General features: G+C 40.4%; 16 protein-coding genes. 6 read left to right on the top strand and 10 right to left on the bottom strand.

The genetic code is table 11. The annotated features are described in order from the left end of the window. Positions 1-309: 309 nt before the first annotated feature. The 4 genes from arsC to ANA7108_RS0117720 form a co-directional block, all read right to left on the bottom strand. A complete protein-coding gene (arsC, locus tag ANA7108_RS0117735) occupies positions 310-708 on the bottom strand; it encodes an arsenate reductase, glutathione/glutaredoxin type (protein ID WP_026104275.1) in 399 nt (132 codons plus the stop codon). A 71-nt stretch (positions 709-779) separates the two neighbouring features. Further along, positions 780-1,391 (bottom strand): arsenical resistance protein ArsH, encoded by a 612-nt coding sequence (gene arsH, locus ANA7108_RS0117730; protein WP_016952148.1) that lies wholly within the window; start codon positions 1,389-1,391, stop codon positions 780-782. Positions 1,392-1,402: 11 nt separating this feature from the next. Next, complete coding sequence (locus ANA7108_RS0117725; protein ID WP_016952147.1) at positions 1,403-2,098, bottom strand: MIP/aquaporin family protein; 696 nt, start codon at positions 2,096-2,098, stop codon at positions 1,403-1,405. 331 nt (positions 2,099-2,429) lie between these two features. After that, positions 2,430-2,744 carry a helix-turn-helix transcriptional regulator gene (locus ANA7108_RS0117720; RefSeq protein ID WP_016952146.1) on the bottom strand — a complete coding sequence of 105 codons (315 nt, stop codon included), beginning with the start codon at positions 2,742-2,744 and terminating at the stop codon, positions 2,430-2,432. Between the two features lie 339 nt (positions 2,745-3,083). On the opposite strand from ANA7108_RS0117720, the gene lpdA reads away from it, so the two are divergent. The 4 genes from lpdA (at position 3,084) to ANA7108_RS0117695 (ending at position 7,440) form a co-directional block, all read left to right on the top strand. Further along, positions 3,084-4,514: a dihydrolipoyl dehydrogenase gene (gene lpdA, locus ANA7108_RS0117715; RefSeq protein WP_016952145.1), complete on the top strand. Its 1,431-nt coding sequence runs from the start codon at positions 3,084-3,086 to the stop codon at positions 4,512-4,514. Positions 4,515-4,673: 159 nt separating this feature from the next. Then, entirely contained in the window at positions 4,674-5,558 is an 885-nt protein-coding gene (gene trpC, locus ANA7108_RS0117710; protein ID WP_016952144.1) for an indole-3-glycerol phosphate synthase TrpC, read from the top strand. Between the two features lie 343 nt (positions 5,559-5,901). Next, positions 5,902-6,150, top strand: coding sequence for a DUF5340 domain-containing protein (locus ANA7108_RS0117700; protein ID WP_026104274.1), 249 nt, complete (start codon positions 5,902-5,904; stop codon positions 6,148-6,150). 135 nt (positions 6,151-6,285) lie between these two features. After that, a complete protein-coding gene (locus ANA7108_RS0117695; protein ID WP_016952141.1) occupies positions 6,286-7,440 on the top strand; it encodes an alanine--glyoxylate aminotransferase family protein in 1,155 nt (384 codons plus the stop codon). Positions 7,441-7,958: 518 nt separating this feature from the next. On the opposite strand, the gene ANA7108_RS0117690 is transcribed toward ANA7108_RS0117695, so the two are convergent. The 6 genes from ANA7108_RS0117690 to ANA7108_RS0117670 all read right to left on the bottom strand — a co-directional run bounded on the left by ANA7108_RS0117690 (position 7,959) and on the right by ANA7108_RS0117670 (position 12,755). Next, positions 7,959-8,186, bottom strand: coding sequence for a DUF2949 domain-containing protein (locus tag ANA7108_RS0117690; protein ID WP_016952140.1), 228 nt, complete (start codon positions 8,184-8,186; stop codon positions 7,959-7,961). Between the two features lie 423 nt (positions 8,187-8,609). After that, entirely contained in the window at positions 8,610-9,140 is a 531-nt protein-coding gene (locus ANA7108_RS0117685; protein ID WP_026104273.1) for a DUF192 domain-containing protein, read from the bottom strand. A 310-nt stretch (positions 9,141-9,450) separates the two neighbouring features. Next, positions 9,451-11,511 (bottom strand): ribonuclease catalytic domain-containing protein, encoded by a 2,061-nt coding sequence (locus ANA7108_RS0117680; protein ID WP_016952138.1) that lies wholly within the window; start codon positions 11,509-11,511, stop codon positions 9,451-9,453. Positions 11,512-11,738: 227 nt separating this feature from the next. Next, a complete protein-coding gene (rpsR, locus tag ANA7108_RS0117675) occupies positions 11,739-11,954 on the bottom strand; it encodes a 30S ribosomal protein S18 (RefSeq protein WP_016952137.1) in 216 nt (71 codons plus the stop codon). Positions 11,955-11,956: 2 nt separating this feature from the next. Further along, entirely contained in the window at positions 11,957-12,151 is a 195-nt protein-coding gene (rpmG, locus tag ANA7108_RS29000) for a 50S ribosomal protein L33 (protein WP_013193232.1), read from the bottom strand. A 43-nt stretch (positions 12,152-12,194) separates the two neighbouring features. Continuing rightward, entirely contained in the window at positions 12,195-12,755 is a 561-nt protein-coding gene (locus tag ANA7108_RS0117670) for an RDD family protein (protein WP_016952136.1), read from the bottom strand. 172 nt (positions 12,756-12,927) lie between these two features. Here ANA7108_RS0117670 and ANA7108_RS0117665 point away from each other — a divergent pair, with 172 nt between their 5' ends. Next, positions 12,928-13,179: a hypothetical protein gene (locus ANA7108_RS0117665; protein ID WP_026104272.1), complete on the top strand. Its 252-nt coding sequence runs from the start codon at positions 12,928-12,930 to the stop codon at positions 13,177-13,179. Between the two features lie 633 nt (positions 13,180-13,812). Further along, positions 13,813-14,838: a Gfo/Idh/MocA family protein gene (locus ANA7108_RS0117660; protein ID WP_016952134.1), complete on the top strand. Its 1,026-nt coding sequence runs from the start codon at positions 13,813-13,815 to the stop codon at positions 14,836-14,838. Positions 14,839-14,917: the final 79 nt, after the last annotated feature.

Genomic DNA, 14,917 nt, shown 5'->3' with positions numbered 1-14,917 from the left:
AAAACTTCTTATTCCCCTAACAGGGAACTCTTAACAGTTTCAGCTATCTGTCATCCCCAAGTTTTCTGATTTCTCAGACCAAAAATGCACACTTTTGATTGCCCGTGCCTACCACCGCCCAATCTAGCGCAGCGTTCCCCTGTTGCGTCAACAAGAGCGATCGCTTGACATTCAAGACAGTCGCTACAAACAATGAACAAGGTATTGTTAGAGAAATTGATAAAATGTCTTTTTTGTCAAAGAATCTCTTCAACTCTGCTATTTATTTATGTCGTCAGTCTTTTTTCAAAAATCAACTAATACCAACATTTAACAGGTTAAATCTTCTATCAATTGCATCACTCTTTCTTTAACTTCATCACGAACACGGTAAAAAGTATCAATACCGTGACCTTCAGGATCATCAAGTTGCCAATCTGCAAAAACTTCTCTTGATACCCACGCTTCTGGTAAATTGACTCCACAACCACACAAGGAAATTACAGCATCAAAATCTTCAGGATTAAAATCACTTAAAGCTTTAGAACTTTGATTACTAATATCAATGCCGATTTTTGCCATAACTTCAACGGTAATGGGATCTACATGACTTGATGCTAAACCAGAACTAGCAACGGCAATTTTACCTTCTCCTAAAGTTTTTGCAAAACCTTCTGCCATTTGGGAACGACGGGAATTTTTTTTGCAAACAAACATGACTTTTTTCATGATTCTTGTAGTTGTTAAATAAAGGTTTTTAAAGGTTTTCATATCCCCGACTTCTTAGAGAAGTCGGGGATCTAGTTGTTTTTTTCTTTGCGTTCACTGTGACGGTCTGTGAGATAATCAACTTGGTCACGTAACAGCAAAGTAAACTTATATAATTCTTCCATGACATCAATTACTCGGTCACGATAAGCAGAATCTTTCATTGTTCCATCTTCATGAAATTCTTGATAAGCTTTGGCTACTGAAGATTGATTAGGAATGGTAAACATTCGCATCCAACGCCCTAAAATTCGCATGGTATTAACGGCGTTAAAAGATTGAGAACCGCCACTTACTTGCATTACTGCTAAAGTTCTTCCTTGGGTTGGTCTAACTGCACCAATACTCAAGGGAATCCAATCAATTTGGTTTTTCAAAATCCCGGTAATGTTACCGTGCATTTCTGGAGAAGACCAAACTTGACCTTCAGACCAGGTACTCAATTCTCGTAGTTCTTGAACTTTGGGATGAGTATCACTAACACTACCATAAATTGGTAATTCACGAGGATCAAAAAACCGGATTTCTGCACCAAATTCTTGAATTATTCTGGCTGCTTCTTCTGCTAATAAACGACTATAAGAACGTTCGCGCAAGGAACCATATAAAAATAATATTCTGGGTGGATGATCGAATTTTGTCATTGTTACTCCCTTTATTCTTGAAAATCTCTAAAGTTATGAGAAATTATGCCATAAACTTTGACTGCAAACTGTGAACCTAAAATTGGTGCTACCCAATAAACCCAATGATGTTGCCAAATTCCTCCTACTAAAGCAGGACCAAAAGAACGGGCAGGATTCATACTTGCACCAGTAATCGGACCCATAAAAGCTGCTTCCATTGCTACTGTTAAACCAATAGCTAAACCAGCAAAACCAATATGGGCGCGACGATCTAATCCAGATCCTAAAATCACAAACATGAGAATAAATGTCAGAACTATTTCTAATATAAAAGATTGCCACCAATTACCATTGAGAGGTAAAGTTGCACCTAAATTAGCAACGTTTCCCAAACTAATTAGTAGTAAACTAGAAGCAAATATAGATCCTATTAATTGGGCAAAAATATAGGGTAATACTCTCCTTTTGGGAAAAAATCCACTAGTCCAAAATGCTAGTGTGACTGCTGGATTAAAATGTGCGCCGCTGAGATGTCCTAAACTGTAAATTAATGCCGCTACTACAGCCCCAAATACAAAACTAATTCCCAAATGGGTAATAGCACCTTGACTGATGTTGTTTACCATCACAGCACCAGTCCCAGCAAATACTAAGATAAAAGTACCAATTGCTTCTACTAAAACTTCTGTCCTAAATTGATAAATTTCTTGGAAAAATGACTTCATTAAATTCAAATTGCTTTTGTTTATCAATACCTTGTCCATTTTTTTGTAGGTTGGGTTAAGCGACAGCGTAAACCGATGCATTTGTTGGGTTTGATGCTATTGCTTTGCGAACACGCAGTGTCCCGCAGGGATACATTCACGTTCCACAACCCAATCTACAAATCAAGACTTTTTTCGATTTGCACAAAGTATTCTGATACTGACAGTATTTATATATCATTTCAAAAAAAATTGATGTGTCAAGTACTAGGATACCACCCTATACAAAAATTAATCAAAAAAAATTGATGTGTTGGATGGCAGACTTATGATTTTGGTCTTATCGACCTTGTTAATCACGGCAAGAACGAGGTGTTGGCATGAGATTATTGATGGAAAAATCTGCTAAATATTGTTCTAAAACCCGAAATTGGGGCAAATTTAAACTGTAATAAATCCAGCGTCCTTCATGACGTGCATTAACTAAGCCAGCGTCTTTGAGGGTCTTGAGGTGAAAAGACAGTTTTGATTGACTGACCTCTAAAGCATCACATAAGTCACATACACAAAGTTCACGTTGACGCAGAAGTTCTATAACGCTAATTCTAATCGGGTCAGATAGGGCATGAAACCCAGTTACAATTAAATTGTGAGCAGCAATTGGCATTATCTTAAGTTAAAAATTTAAAATGGGTTGAAAATTGGTAATTTCGACAAATTACCTTGGTTGAGTAGGAGGCTTAAAAAATGACGACTAAATCTATTGACTCATAGATTATGAGTCAAAAATTGTCCTTACTCTCAATATTCAACACATCCACTGTACCGAAATTCTAAATTATCGGAAAATCCGCTAAAATTGCACAGTGTGATGAAAAACCTATTATCAAAATATAACTATAATTTTACCCAGTTCCATTCTGAACACTAACGCAGCAGCGGAAATGTGGGAACAGAGGGGATATACAGTTAAAAACAAGTAGGCTAAAGAAACGGGGAAACTAACGTGAGTTCTGAATTTGATTACGATTTAGTTATTATTGGCGCAGGTGTAGGTGGACATGGTGCAGCCCTACACGCCGTTAACTATGGTCTGAGAACAGCGATTATTGAAGCGGCAGACATGGGAGGAACCTGTGTTAACCGGGGCTGTATTCCCTCTAAGGCGCTGCTGGCTGCTTCTGGAAGGGTGCGGGACTTACGTAATGCCCACCACCTGAAATCTTTGGGAATTCAAATTGATAATGTAGAATTTGATCGACAAGCGATCGCAAATCATGCCGATAATCTTGTTTCTAAAATTCAAGGAGACTTAACCAATAGTCTCAAACGGTTGGGAGTCGATATCATTCGCGGTTGGGGAAAAGTCGCTGGTACACAAAAAGTCACCATCACTACAGACAAAGGTGAAAAAACTATCACGGCTCAAGATATCATTCTTTCTCCCGGTTCTGTTCCTTTTGTTCCTCCCGGAATTGAGTTAGATGGTAAAACTGTATTTACCAGCGACCAAGGAGTAAAATTAGAATCTCTACCGGAATGGATTGCAATTATTGGTAGTGGTTACATCGGTTTAGAATTTTCTGATATTTACACCGCTTTGGGCTGTGAAGTCACGATGATTGAAGCCCTAGATCAATTAATGCCAGGATTTGACCGTGATATTGCTAAACTGGCAGAACGAGTTTTAATTAACCCTCGTCCCATTGAAACCAGAGTGGGAATATACGCCAAAAGAATCATTCCCGGTTCTCCCGTCGTCATTGAGTTAGCAGACTTCCAAACTAAAGAAGATGTAGATGTGTTGGAAGTAGATGCTTGCTTAGTAGCTACAGGCCGCATTCCCGCTACCAAAAATCTCGGTTTAGATTCTGTAGGTGTGGAACTGGATAAACGGAATTTTATTCCTGTTAATGACAGTATGGCGGTACTTTCATCTGGTGAAGTTGTCCCTCACCTCTGGGCTATTGGCGACGCAAATGGGAAGATGATGCTGGCACACGCGGCTTCGGGTCAAGGTATTATTGCTGTGGAAAATATCCTTGGTAAAGACAAAAAAGTAGACTATCGCAGTATTCCCGCAGCCGCTTTTACCCATCCTGAAATTAGTTATGTGGGTTTAACAGAAACAGCAGCCCAAGAATTGGGTTTAGCGGAAGGATTTGAAATTTCTACTAGCAAAAGTTATTTCAAAGGTAATTCTAAAGCTTTGGCAGAAAATGAAACTGATGGCATCACTAAGGTGATTTATCGTAAAGATACTGGTGAAGTTTTAGGTGTACATATTTTCGGTTTACACGCTTCTGATTTGATTCACGAAGCCTCCGCAGCAGTTGCTAACCGTCAATCTGTACAGCACCTTGCTCATTTGATTCACGCCCATCCTACACTGTCAGAAGTGCTAGATGAAGCCTATAAAAGAGCGATCGCAAGTTAGAAGAAGGTGACAGGGAACAGATGACAGGTGACAGAAGTTAAGAAGTAAGAAAGTTAAATATTTCTCCTTTGCTTCCCTATTCCCTGTTCCCTGTTCCCTGTTCCCTGTTCCCTGTTCCCCAGTCCCCAGTCCCCAGTCCCCAGTCCCCTATTCCCCAAAATGCAAATTCGTCGTCGTTCACCTAGTCAGGCTATTGATATTTCCATATTGCGCTATCAGATAGCGATGCCAGATTCCACACCAAATAACATTTTAGAGGAAATTGTTTGGCAAAAAGAGATAGAAGTTGAGCAAATGCGGGAAAGGCAGCCTTTGGCAGAATTGCATAAAACAATCCTTTCTGCACCTCCAACCCGTGATTTTGTCGCCGCACTCCGTCAAGGTAAAACCAAACCCGCACTGATTGCTGAAGTTAAAAAAGCTTCTCCTAGTAAGGGTGTTTTACGTGCAGATTTTGACCCAGTAGAAATAGCTAAATCTTATCAAGCAGGTGGTGCTAGTTGTCTTTCTGTACTCACAGATACTAAGTTTTTTCAAGGTAGTTTTGAAAACTTATCTTTAGTTCGTGCTGCCGTAGATTTACCATTACTATGTAAGGAATTTATCATTTATCCTTATCAAATGTATTTGGCGCGAATTAATGGCGCAGATGCGATTTTATTAATTGCAGCAATTCTCAGCGATCAAGATTTACAATATTTTGTCAAAATCGCTAATAAGCTGAAAATGGCGGCTTTGATTGAAGTCCATAGTTTAGAAGAAATTGATCGAGTTTTACCCTTAGATGGTGTTAAATTAGTCGGTATAAATAATCGTAATCTAGAAGATTTTTCTGTAGACTTACAAACTACTTGTCAGCTACTATCCGCTAGAGGTAGTCAATTGCAAGAAAAGAATATTTTTGTAGTCAGTGAATCAGGACTTCATAACTCAGAAGATATAAGTGTAGTGGAAACAGCAGGTGTTTCAGCAGTGCTGATTGGTGAGTCGTTAGTCAAACAACCAGACCCGAAATTAGCAATTACTAATCTTTTTGGGAAATAACAGCAATAGGGAATAGGGACGCGAGGAGGGAGAGACGCGGGGACGCGGAGAGGGGGAGACGCGGGGACGCGGAGAGGGGGAGACGCGGGGATTGGGTATTGGTTTTTCTCCAATCACCTTTTCCCCAATCACCTTTTCCCCAATCACCTTTTCCCCAATCACCTTTTCCCCAATCACCTTTTCCCCAATCACCTTTTCCCCAATCACCAATCACCTTTTCCCCAATCACCTTTTCCCCAATCACCTTTTCCCCAAACTTTGTTTGCTGTGTAACAATTTAGTGGACAAGAGATACACTCTGAGTAAGATGAAATCTCAAAGAAAGCCAACTCAAACTAACTTCATGGAGCAACTTCCTCTACCTGCACCTATCCATTATGAACTTATACTTCAACTGTTAGAGAAGCAAACCATGAGCGCAGTAAGTCAAAACCAAGATTTACGGCATCAGGTGACTCAGCTAATTATTACCATGCGAAAAGCTGCGGCGCAACAGAAGCGACTGGAGGAAATTTGTCAAGCTGCTGCTATCGCGGTTGACCATCGTTGGTCACTTAATCATCATGGGGAAAAAGTCATTACTCCTGATTAATACCTAGTGAATATGTCGCTCTCTCAGGTACTATAAACTGATGACGAAATTTGTAGATGAATATCTAAAATTTGCCATTAGATTTAATCATTCTCACACAATTTTGACTTTTATTTGATTTTTAGGATAGACATAATGGACGATAAGTTGATGTTGATGATTCCTGGACCAACCCCAGTTCCAGAAGCAGCTTTACTAGCATTAGCCAAGCACCCAATTGGACACCGCACCAGTGAATTCAGCAACATGATGGGTGAGGTGACAGAAAACCTCAAATGGCTACATCAAACAGCAAGTGATGTGCTAATGCTGAATGTTAGTGGTACGGGTGCAGTGGAAGCTGGAATAATTAATTTTCTCTCACCAGGCGATCGCATTTTAGTTGGTTCTAATGGTAAATTTGGTGAACGTTGGGTAGAAGTAGGCCAAGCTTTTGGTCTTAATGTCGAAACTGTTACCGCAGAATGGGGACAACCCTTAGACCCCGCAGAGTTTGCACAAAAGTTGCAAGCAGACACCAACAAGGAAATCAAAGCTGTAATTATCACCCACAGCGAAACGTCAACGGGTGTCATCAATGATCTTGAAGCTATCAACCGCCACGTCAAAGAACATGGTCAAGCCTTAATTATCGTTGATGCTGTCACCAGTTTGGGTGCTTACAATGTCCCTGTAGATGCTTGGGGTTTAGATGTAGTCGCTTCTGGTTCTCAAAAAGGCTACATGATTCCCCCCGGTTTAGGATTTGTTTCTGTCAGTCCTAAAGCGTGGGAAGCTTACAAAACTGCGAAGTTGCCAAAATATTATTTAGATTTAGGTAAATATCGTAAAGCTACCGCTAAAAATACAACTCCTTTTACTCCCCCAGTTAACTTAATGGTGGCATTACACACCACTTTGGGGATGATGAAAAAAGAAGGGTTGGAATCAATCTTTACTCGTCACGAACGGCAAAAAAATGCTACTCGTGCAGCAATGAAAGCCCTAAATTTACCATTGTTTGCTGCTGATGAATGTGCAAGTCCCGCAATTACCGCTGTAGCCACCCCAGGAATAGAGTCCGATAAAATTCGGTCATTGATGAAAAAACGGTTTGATATTGCTTTAGCTGGTGGTCAAGATCATCTGAGTAATAAGATTTTCCGCATTGGTCACTTGGGTTTTGTGAGCGATCGCGATATCCTCAGTTGTATAGCATCCTTGGAAGTAGTTCTCTTAGAACTGGGTCTGGAAAACTTTAATTCTGGTGCAGGTGTAGCCGCAGCAGCAAGAGTTTTTGGAAAATCTTGATTAGTCAATCAATTTTAGATTTACGTTAGCGAAGCGTACGCAGCGCAGCGAGTATTTTGGATTTTGGATTTACTCCACCTTCAAGTGTGGAGCTTGAGGATTTTAAATAGGCGTTAGCGAAGCGTAAGCAACGCAGCGAGTATTTTGGATTAATTCCGTCCTAAAGGGGCGGGGCTTGTACCCAAAATTCTATAGTCCAAAATCTAAAATTTAAAATCTAAAATTTTTCGGCCATTTGGTTATAAATCTTTGACCAATAATATTATTAAAAGAGCGTGTTAAACAAATAACACGCTCTTTTAGTTTGAATGTCAATGAGGATAAACTGTCTGAATTAATCGTTCTATCTATCAAACTTTGCACAAGGCAGAGTTGATGGGACATACTTCAATTCTCCCGAATTAGCTCAACTGTTCTCAATTTAAATTGACAATGATCAACAGCAATCCATTTTCTAATTTTGAATTTCTAATTTTGTGAACATAGCTCCTCTGCAAGAGGCATTTTCAATTGCTTACCTATGCCGTCTCCAGCCAATCATAAATTTGTTCCAACTGCTCTAGAGTAATTAACCCATACTGCCAAAGAATCATGGTTAATGAGCCTGGATCTTGCTCACGATGACGCAGGGCGACAGAAAGGGAATCGGTAGAAATTGCCAAATCTTCTTGGAGAAAATTAATTAATCGAGAATATCTTGATGGTGCCATTTGTATCTCACCTCCTTGAGCAGAGTGTATTATCATCTATCTGTTCCTTATTTCTGAGTATTATGTAGCCAGTATTTTATGTGTCACTATGCTGTTAACTGATCAATACCTCAGTCTAAAATCCAAAATTCCTTGACTTGATCTTGTGTACTTTTCTGTACTGTTTATGTGATGTCACATTGAGTTAAAAAGATTTCATAGCCTATACTCCTCTATTGACGACTAGTTACACTTACGTCAAAGGGAAGATTTTTGCATAAACTCTGAAATTGTTATCCTGTCTAGAAAGCAAAGATGAAAATTGGATTTGGGCAGCAATAAAGCTTGATGTTATTAACGCTACTGGTAAATATTAACCTCTTATCTGTGAATTTTACTATTCTACGTAATATTTTTTTTACAAAGAAATCTTCATTAAAACTTTACAGTTCCTTCACAAAGTCAGCTTCCACATTCTGATTACTGAGAATTACCAGGATTTAAGAACTCAATTTCGAGATGATCACCTACTTGCAAGCCTAATTCTTTAGCTCGTTCGGCTCGCAATTCAATCACTTGGTTTATGGGTACATTAGGCCCGTAGGTGGGACAAGGCTCATCCTGACAGGAAGGTGCAGCGGTTTGAATGTATTTGACTTTCCCATTTTCCATAAAGACCATATCCAAGGCTACAGGTACATTCTTCATCCAGAAACTTACGGGTTGTGCTGAAGGAAAAACAAACATCATTCCCTGATCATCTGGTAAAGCAGGCCGATACATCAACCCCATCATCTGCTGTTCTGGTGTTCGCGCTACTTCTAACTTAATTTTTGTTCCTTTAGGGATAGTAGCTTGAGCCGTAATTGGCAGATTTTGACCTTTAGACACTGGTGCTTGCACTTGGGAATCTGATGTAGTAGTAGTGGGAGAGTTAGCTATGGTTGGTGGAGAACAGCCCATTAGCAAAACACTCAGGAAGATAGAAAACAAACTTAGCAAACGGAACATAAGCTATTCAAAATTCAAGTGTTAATTGCGGTTTTTGTAATTTAGACTTCGATTTTACAGAAATTTTCGCAAAATAGCTCACTATTTTAAGTTATTTTTTTGTGATCAACATCATATTAAAAATCCCACCTTTATATGAAGGTGGGAAATTAGACATTTTTGGTGTGATTTAAAACTCTAAAATAAGTGTTGTGGTTACTTTGTGACTAATATAGAAGGTGACAGACAGATGGCAGGAGACAGGGAGTATGGAGAAAGAAGGTTTCACTCTACTTAATTGCTGATCAAAACAGTTCTCCGCGTCCCTGACTTAATTAGCAGTTGACTGAGCTTCTTGATAAATTATTTCTTGAAACTGAATCATATCTTTCTGCGGATCTGCCAGACTAACCTTAACTAACAATTGTTCACCTAAATTCACAGAACGTCTAAAAGCCATTGGCAACTGTAAACCTAAATCTTCTAGTAAGATTAATGCCAAGTTGCTATCTTCCCGTAACCACATCAAGACTGTTATTTGCCATACTTGCTGAGGATAACGACGTAAATACTCTAGAGCATAGTATCTGTTAGTTTGTCGTTCCACCATTGTCACTTCTTGAGTGGTACTGGTGACAGTCATCATCACTTCTTTGAGTTGTTCAGCAGAGAAGGGTAAAACTTCGCCTCGCAAGTGTGCCTTGAGTTGGAAGTGGGTGAGTAAATCACTGTAACGCCGAATCGGGGAAGTTGCTTGGGTATAGGTATCTAAACCCAAACCAGCATGACGCACAGGTGTAATGCTCATTTCACTCTTGGGCATACAACGACGCATGGCACAGGAACGAACAAACCCGGCAGGAAGTAGTAGTAATTCTTGTTCTGGGGGTAATTCTGGTTGGGGTTGTCCGCGAAATGGTAATGGTATATTATGTGTTTGACCGTAACGTGCCGCTACTTCTCCGGCAAGAATCATCATTTCTGCTACCAACTGCCGAGAAGAGGAATCATCTAAAATGTCAATGCTGATATCATCGTCTTTGACTTTGATCATCGCCTCTGGCATATTGATGCTGATGGCTCCTTGATTATACCGCCAAGCTTTGCGTCGTTGTGCAGAATTAGCGATCGCAGCAATTTCTGGTTCTGCTTCTACTCCCAATTCCAACATCTCGTCTACATCTTCATAGGTGAGGCGATAAGTCGGCTTCATCAAGCTAGGATGAATGCAGTAATCTTCTACAGATCCAGTTTGATCTAAAACAATGCCAAAGCTGAGAGCGCAACAAATTTTCCCTTGTACCAAACTCATCGGGCCTGTAGCTAATACCTCCGGAAACATAGGAATCATCCCCGTCGGTAAATAAACTGTACTCCCCCGCTTTCTCGCTTCTAAATCCAACTCATCTTCTGGGATTAACCACCTAGTCGGGTCGGCAATATGTACCCACAGCCTTTCCCGACCATCTGCTAGTAATTCCCAACTTAATCCATCATCTATCTCCGTAGTACTTTCGTCATCGATTGTGTATACTTTCAGATGAGTCAGATCCAAACGATTTACATCTAAGTCAGTTGGGGGAAAATCTAAGCGTTGTTGCGCCACTTCTAACACCTTGTTGGGAAACTGAACGGGAATTGAAGAACGACGCAGGAACAGGTTTTCATGGTTATTCCACCAACCTATGTCTATTAATAGTTGAAAGGCTGCTTGGGGTGTAGCAGACCGTCCCAGCATATTCATAGTTTCTAACACTGGTACACCGGGAGGATATGCACGAGCTAAAGAGTCGAAGTTTACCCCCGTTCGCACAATGTCTGCCAATAGCACCGCGTATTTTTCCAGTGCTTCCAAGCGCTGGCGGTCATGGCGTTGCCATTCTACGGTTTCACCCTTAAGTGCCTGTTCTACACGTCCTAAAAATTCCTGCTGTCCCTTTGCTTTTTGGGTTTCTACTTCAATCTGGTGTTTGCGTTCTGCTACTTGTGTAGCTGTACGCGGTTCATAAGCATCGCTTTTTTGCTTAAAATAGAGTTTGTCTTCTGATAACAAGCAATGAGCAGCGTAACACTGAACTGAATTTGATTCAGAAAACAGCAAATTGGCCATTTGGCTGGGGGTGACAGTTTCTCCATCTTCCACCAGCAATTCCCAAGCTACTTCTAAGCTAGAAGCATCTAAGTAAGGCTTTACTTGTTCTAAAAAGCTGGCAATTTCCGAGGGCTTGTAAGTTTGTCCGTTAACTGTATAAGTTATTTGTCGAGGCGCGAGGCTGTGGGATTGTCCTCGTTCATCTACTACAAACCAACGGGTCTTGCCGTCTGGACGATCTACTATTCCTAGACGGCTATCGCCTTGAACCCTAAATTCAACTAGCGTCCCCTTGTCCACAACTCTCGCACTTTAGTAATTTTAGATTTTAGATTTTAGATTTTGGATTAAATAATTACTATCTAATCCCCAATCTGATGATTTGAAATGGGGAATGCTGTTATACATTCCTTTACTCTTAGTCAAATTTTAGATTTTGGACTCAAAGGAACGTTTAATTAAGTATTGCTAACGTTACTTTTTTTTGGATTATTTCTCAAATCCAAAATCCAAAATCCAAAATCTACTTAGCCTTCTGCATTGATGAATGGCAACAAGGCCACAATCCGAGAGCGTTTAATCGCCAATGTTAGGTGACGTTGTTGCTGAGATGTCAACCCAGTAATCCGCCGAGGTAAAATCTTACCACGCTCGGTGATAAATTTACGTAATAAATCAACGTCTTTATAATCGATTGGTTCTCCTGGCTTAATTGGCGACAGGCGACGACGATAATAACTCATCTTTACTTAATTTCCTTGTGAACAGTGTGTTTGTTACAGTGGGTGCAGAACTTTTTCAGTTCTAAGCGGCCAGTGGTGTTCCGACGGTTCTTGGTGCTGGTATAGCGAGAAACGCCTGGAGAACGCTTGTCTGGATTGGTACGACACTCGGTGCATTCTAGTGTCACTATTATGCGGGCACCTTTACTCTTAGCCATAATCTTACAAACAGTAAAGCCTGGAGAGATTTAACACAAATGACTATCTTCTCACATTTCGCTGCACTTTTTCAACTAATCGCTTAATTTTTAAATCCAGTGAATAGCCACGCCGCGAGGAAACGATGATTGTCTTAGCATAGCGGTCATGTAATGCCTGCCGCATCTGAGTATCTGATAAGGCGGCACCACAATCAATTGCCAGGGGAAGTACTAGCAGTATAGCAGTGGGATTAGCTATTATATTGCTCAAGCTAATGGAGAGTAGCAAGGAACAAGGGCAAATAATTACTTCGCGCTGCAATAATGCTGGTAATTGAGGTATTCTGCCGACTATTTGCCCATTATTATCAAGTTCTAAAATTTTTAAATCAACCGCCCAACGCCCTAAACTTTGCCCGTGATTGTTGTACACCACTAGCACCCGTAAAACTAGCCAGGTGAGGATAAAAACGAAAATTTGAGCAAATTGAATGCCACTATTACCGCTTCCCAGCAGGGAAGCAACTAACCAAACACCAAGAAAATCTATCCCCAGTGCCATGCCCCGACGCATAATTTCTGCCTTAGGATAGTGTTTTGGTGGGACTTTAACTATAGTCATACACAATAAGTGTTTATGTTTAGGTGTAGGGAATTAATTATTGCCCTTATTCCTAATATTAAAGCGATAATTTGAGTAGTTGTGGCATGAATCTATTTGGAACTTGCCAGCAGCAAAGATCAGGAGTTGGTTAAAATCATCAATTTATTTGTATTTTTGAGGATTACCCACAATGACATCTATAGGCATGGCTGCTACTCAAATTTCCATCAGCATCATCATTCCCATGCTGATTTCTATTAATGATCGTGATTATCTACAGTTTAAAGAATTGGAAAAAGCCTTTGTTACTGAAAATAACGTTGAAATTTGGCAGGATGTTTTCAACTTCCGCATTTTACCAGCACTTGATCAACAATCTAAAAAATGGCTGTTACAAGCGTGGTGTGGTGAAGGAATTGCCAGTGTGAAGGATTTAGTTTGATCGAACTTTTTTTGTAATAACATGGTGAAGTGATAGTAGAGTCAGATGATCTTTTATCTCATTCCTAGTCTTTGATTGGGAATGAGATAAAATGAGATAAAATATTGAGTAGATAAGCACATTTGATTTATGCACGGAGTTTTTAAAACGTATCCTTGACGGGAGGCGTATGACTCCTAGGTCGTCATGCAAGTTATAGCCATACCGCTCCAGACGCAGAGAGCGCAGAGGTAGTGTGTGGAGTACGTCACGATTGCTATAAGTACCCAAGCAAAATTAATTGTACATATTGATTGAAAACAAGAATGTCTGTATTTCTTACCTGTTCCCTGTTCCCTGTTCCCTGTTCCCTGTTCCCTCTCCTAATACCAATTCTCTATGAAGATGCGCCAAATTAGATAGGAAACGAACCGCGAAGGCGCGAAGGACGCGAAGAAAGAAATAAAAGATCAAAAAATTTGGCGCAGGCTCACAAAGAAATGGTATAACTATAAAATTTATTTTGCACGACTACTTAATTTACAAAACCTATGATTAAAATCAACCCAAATGATGCCAAATGGAAATAAAAACTTGGGTAAGCAATAGTTAAAAATATAATGGTATGATTTTGTCAGTTTTCGGAGATATTTAATGACTTCGGATATTCAAAAGATTAGATGGGGAATTCTCGGTACAGGTAAGATTGCTGAGAATTTTGCCTTAAGTCTGACAGGGCTTGAGAGTGCAGTCAAGCAATCAGTAGCTTCAAGGAATCCCCATAACGCAGTCCGTTTTTCCCAACAATTCGGTTTTGCTAATGCCCATCCAACGCTTCAGGACTTCTTCAATGATCCGGAGATTGATGTAATTTACATCGCTACACCAACTAGTTTACATCAGGAACACTGCCTCATGGCACTGAACAGCGGAAAAGCTATTCTCTGCGAAAAACCATTTACTCGCTCATGGGAAGAAGCATACCAGGTAGTGGAACAATCCCGCTCACTTGGTCTATTCTGCATGGAAGCAATGTGGATGCGATTTAACCCATTCATTCAGGAATGCAAACAACTAATTCAACAAAAATACATCGGAGATATCTGTTCGCTGAACGCGGGAATCGGTTACAAAAAAGATTTAGCAAAGTTAGGACAACCAGAAGATGGCCGTGGGGCAATGTTAGTCTTTGGCTGTTATGCCCTTAATCTTGCATTCTTCTTATTTGGGGAACCGCAAAATCACCAGTGTCAGGTAATTCGCACAGATGCAGGTGTGGATGTCAATTGTGCAGTCATTCTAGGTTATCCGAACCATACTGTTTCCATCACTGCCACTATTAACGGTACACAGTCCAATGATGTTCACATTGTGGGTACAGATGGGTGCATTCATATCCCATCACCATTTATAGATCCAACCAGTATGCAGGTGATTAGCAACCAAGCTCAGGAAATTGGATTAACAGAGCGAATCGGCAGGAAGTTGGGAAGAATGGCCAAACCTTTAACTGGGTTATTTCCGCAATATACGAATCCCGTCAGGATTGGCCTTATTAGGGAAGCGGAAGAAACTATGCGCTGCCTACGTTTAGGTTTAACGGAAAGTCCCATAATGCCGCTGAACGAGTCCCTGGCAATTCATCAACTTCTTGACACGATTCAATCATCTAGTCACTAAGAGACTTCCAAATAAAAAAATATCCCGTCCTTTTGAGAGCAGGGGGGCAGGGAGCGGGGAGCAGGGGGAGGAAAGGTGA

The sequence above is a fragment of the Anabaena sp. PCC 7108 genome, from assembly GCF_000332135.1.
Classification (GTDB): Bacteria; Cyanobacteriota; Cyanobacteriia; order Cyanobacteriales; family Nostocaceae; genus Anabaena.
This window is presented reverse-complemented; position numbering and strand designations above follow the sequence as displayed.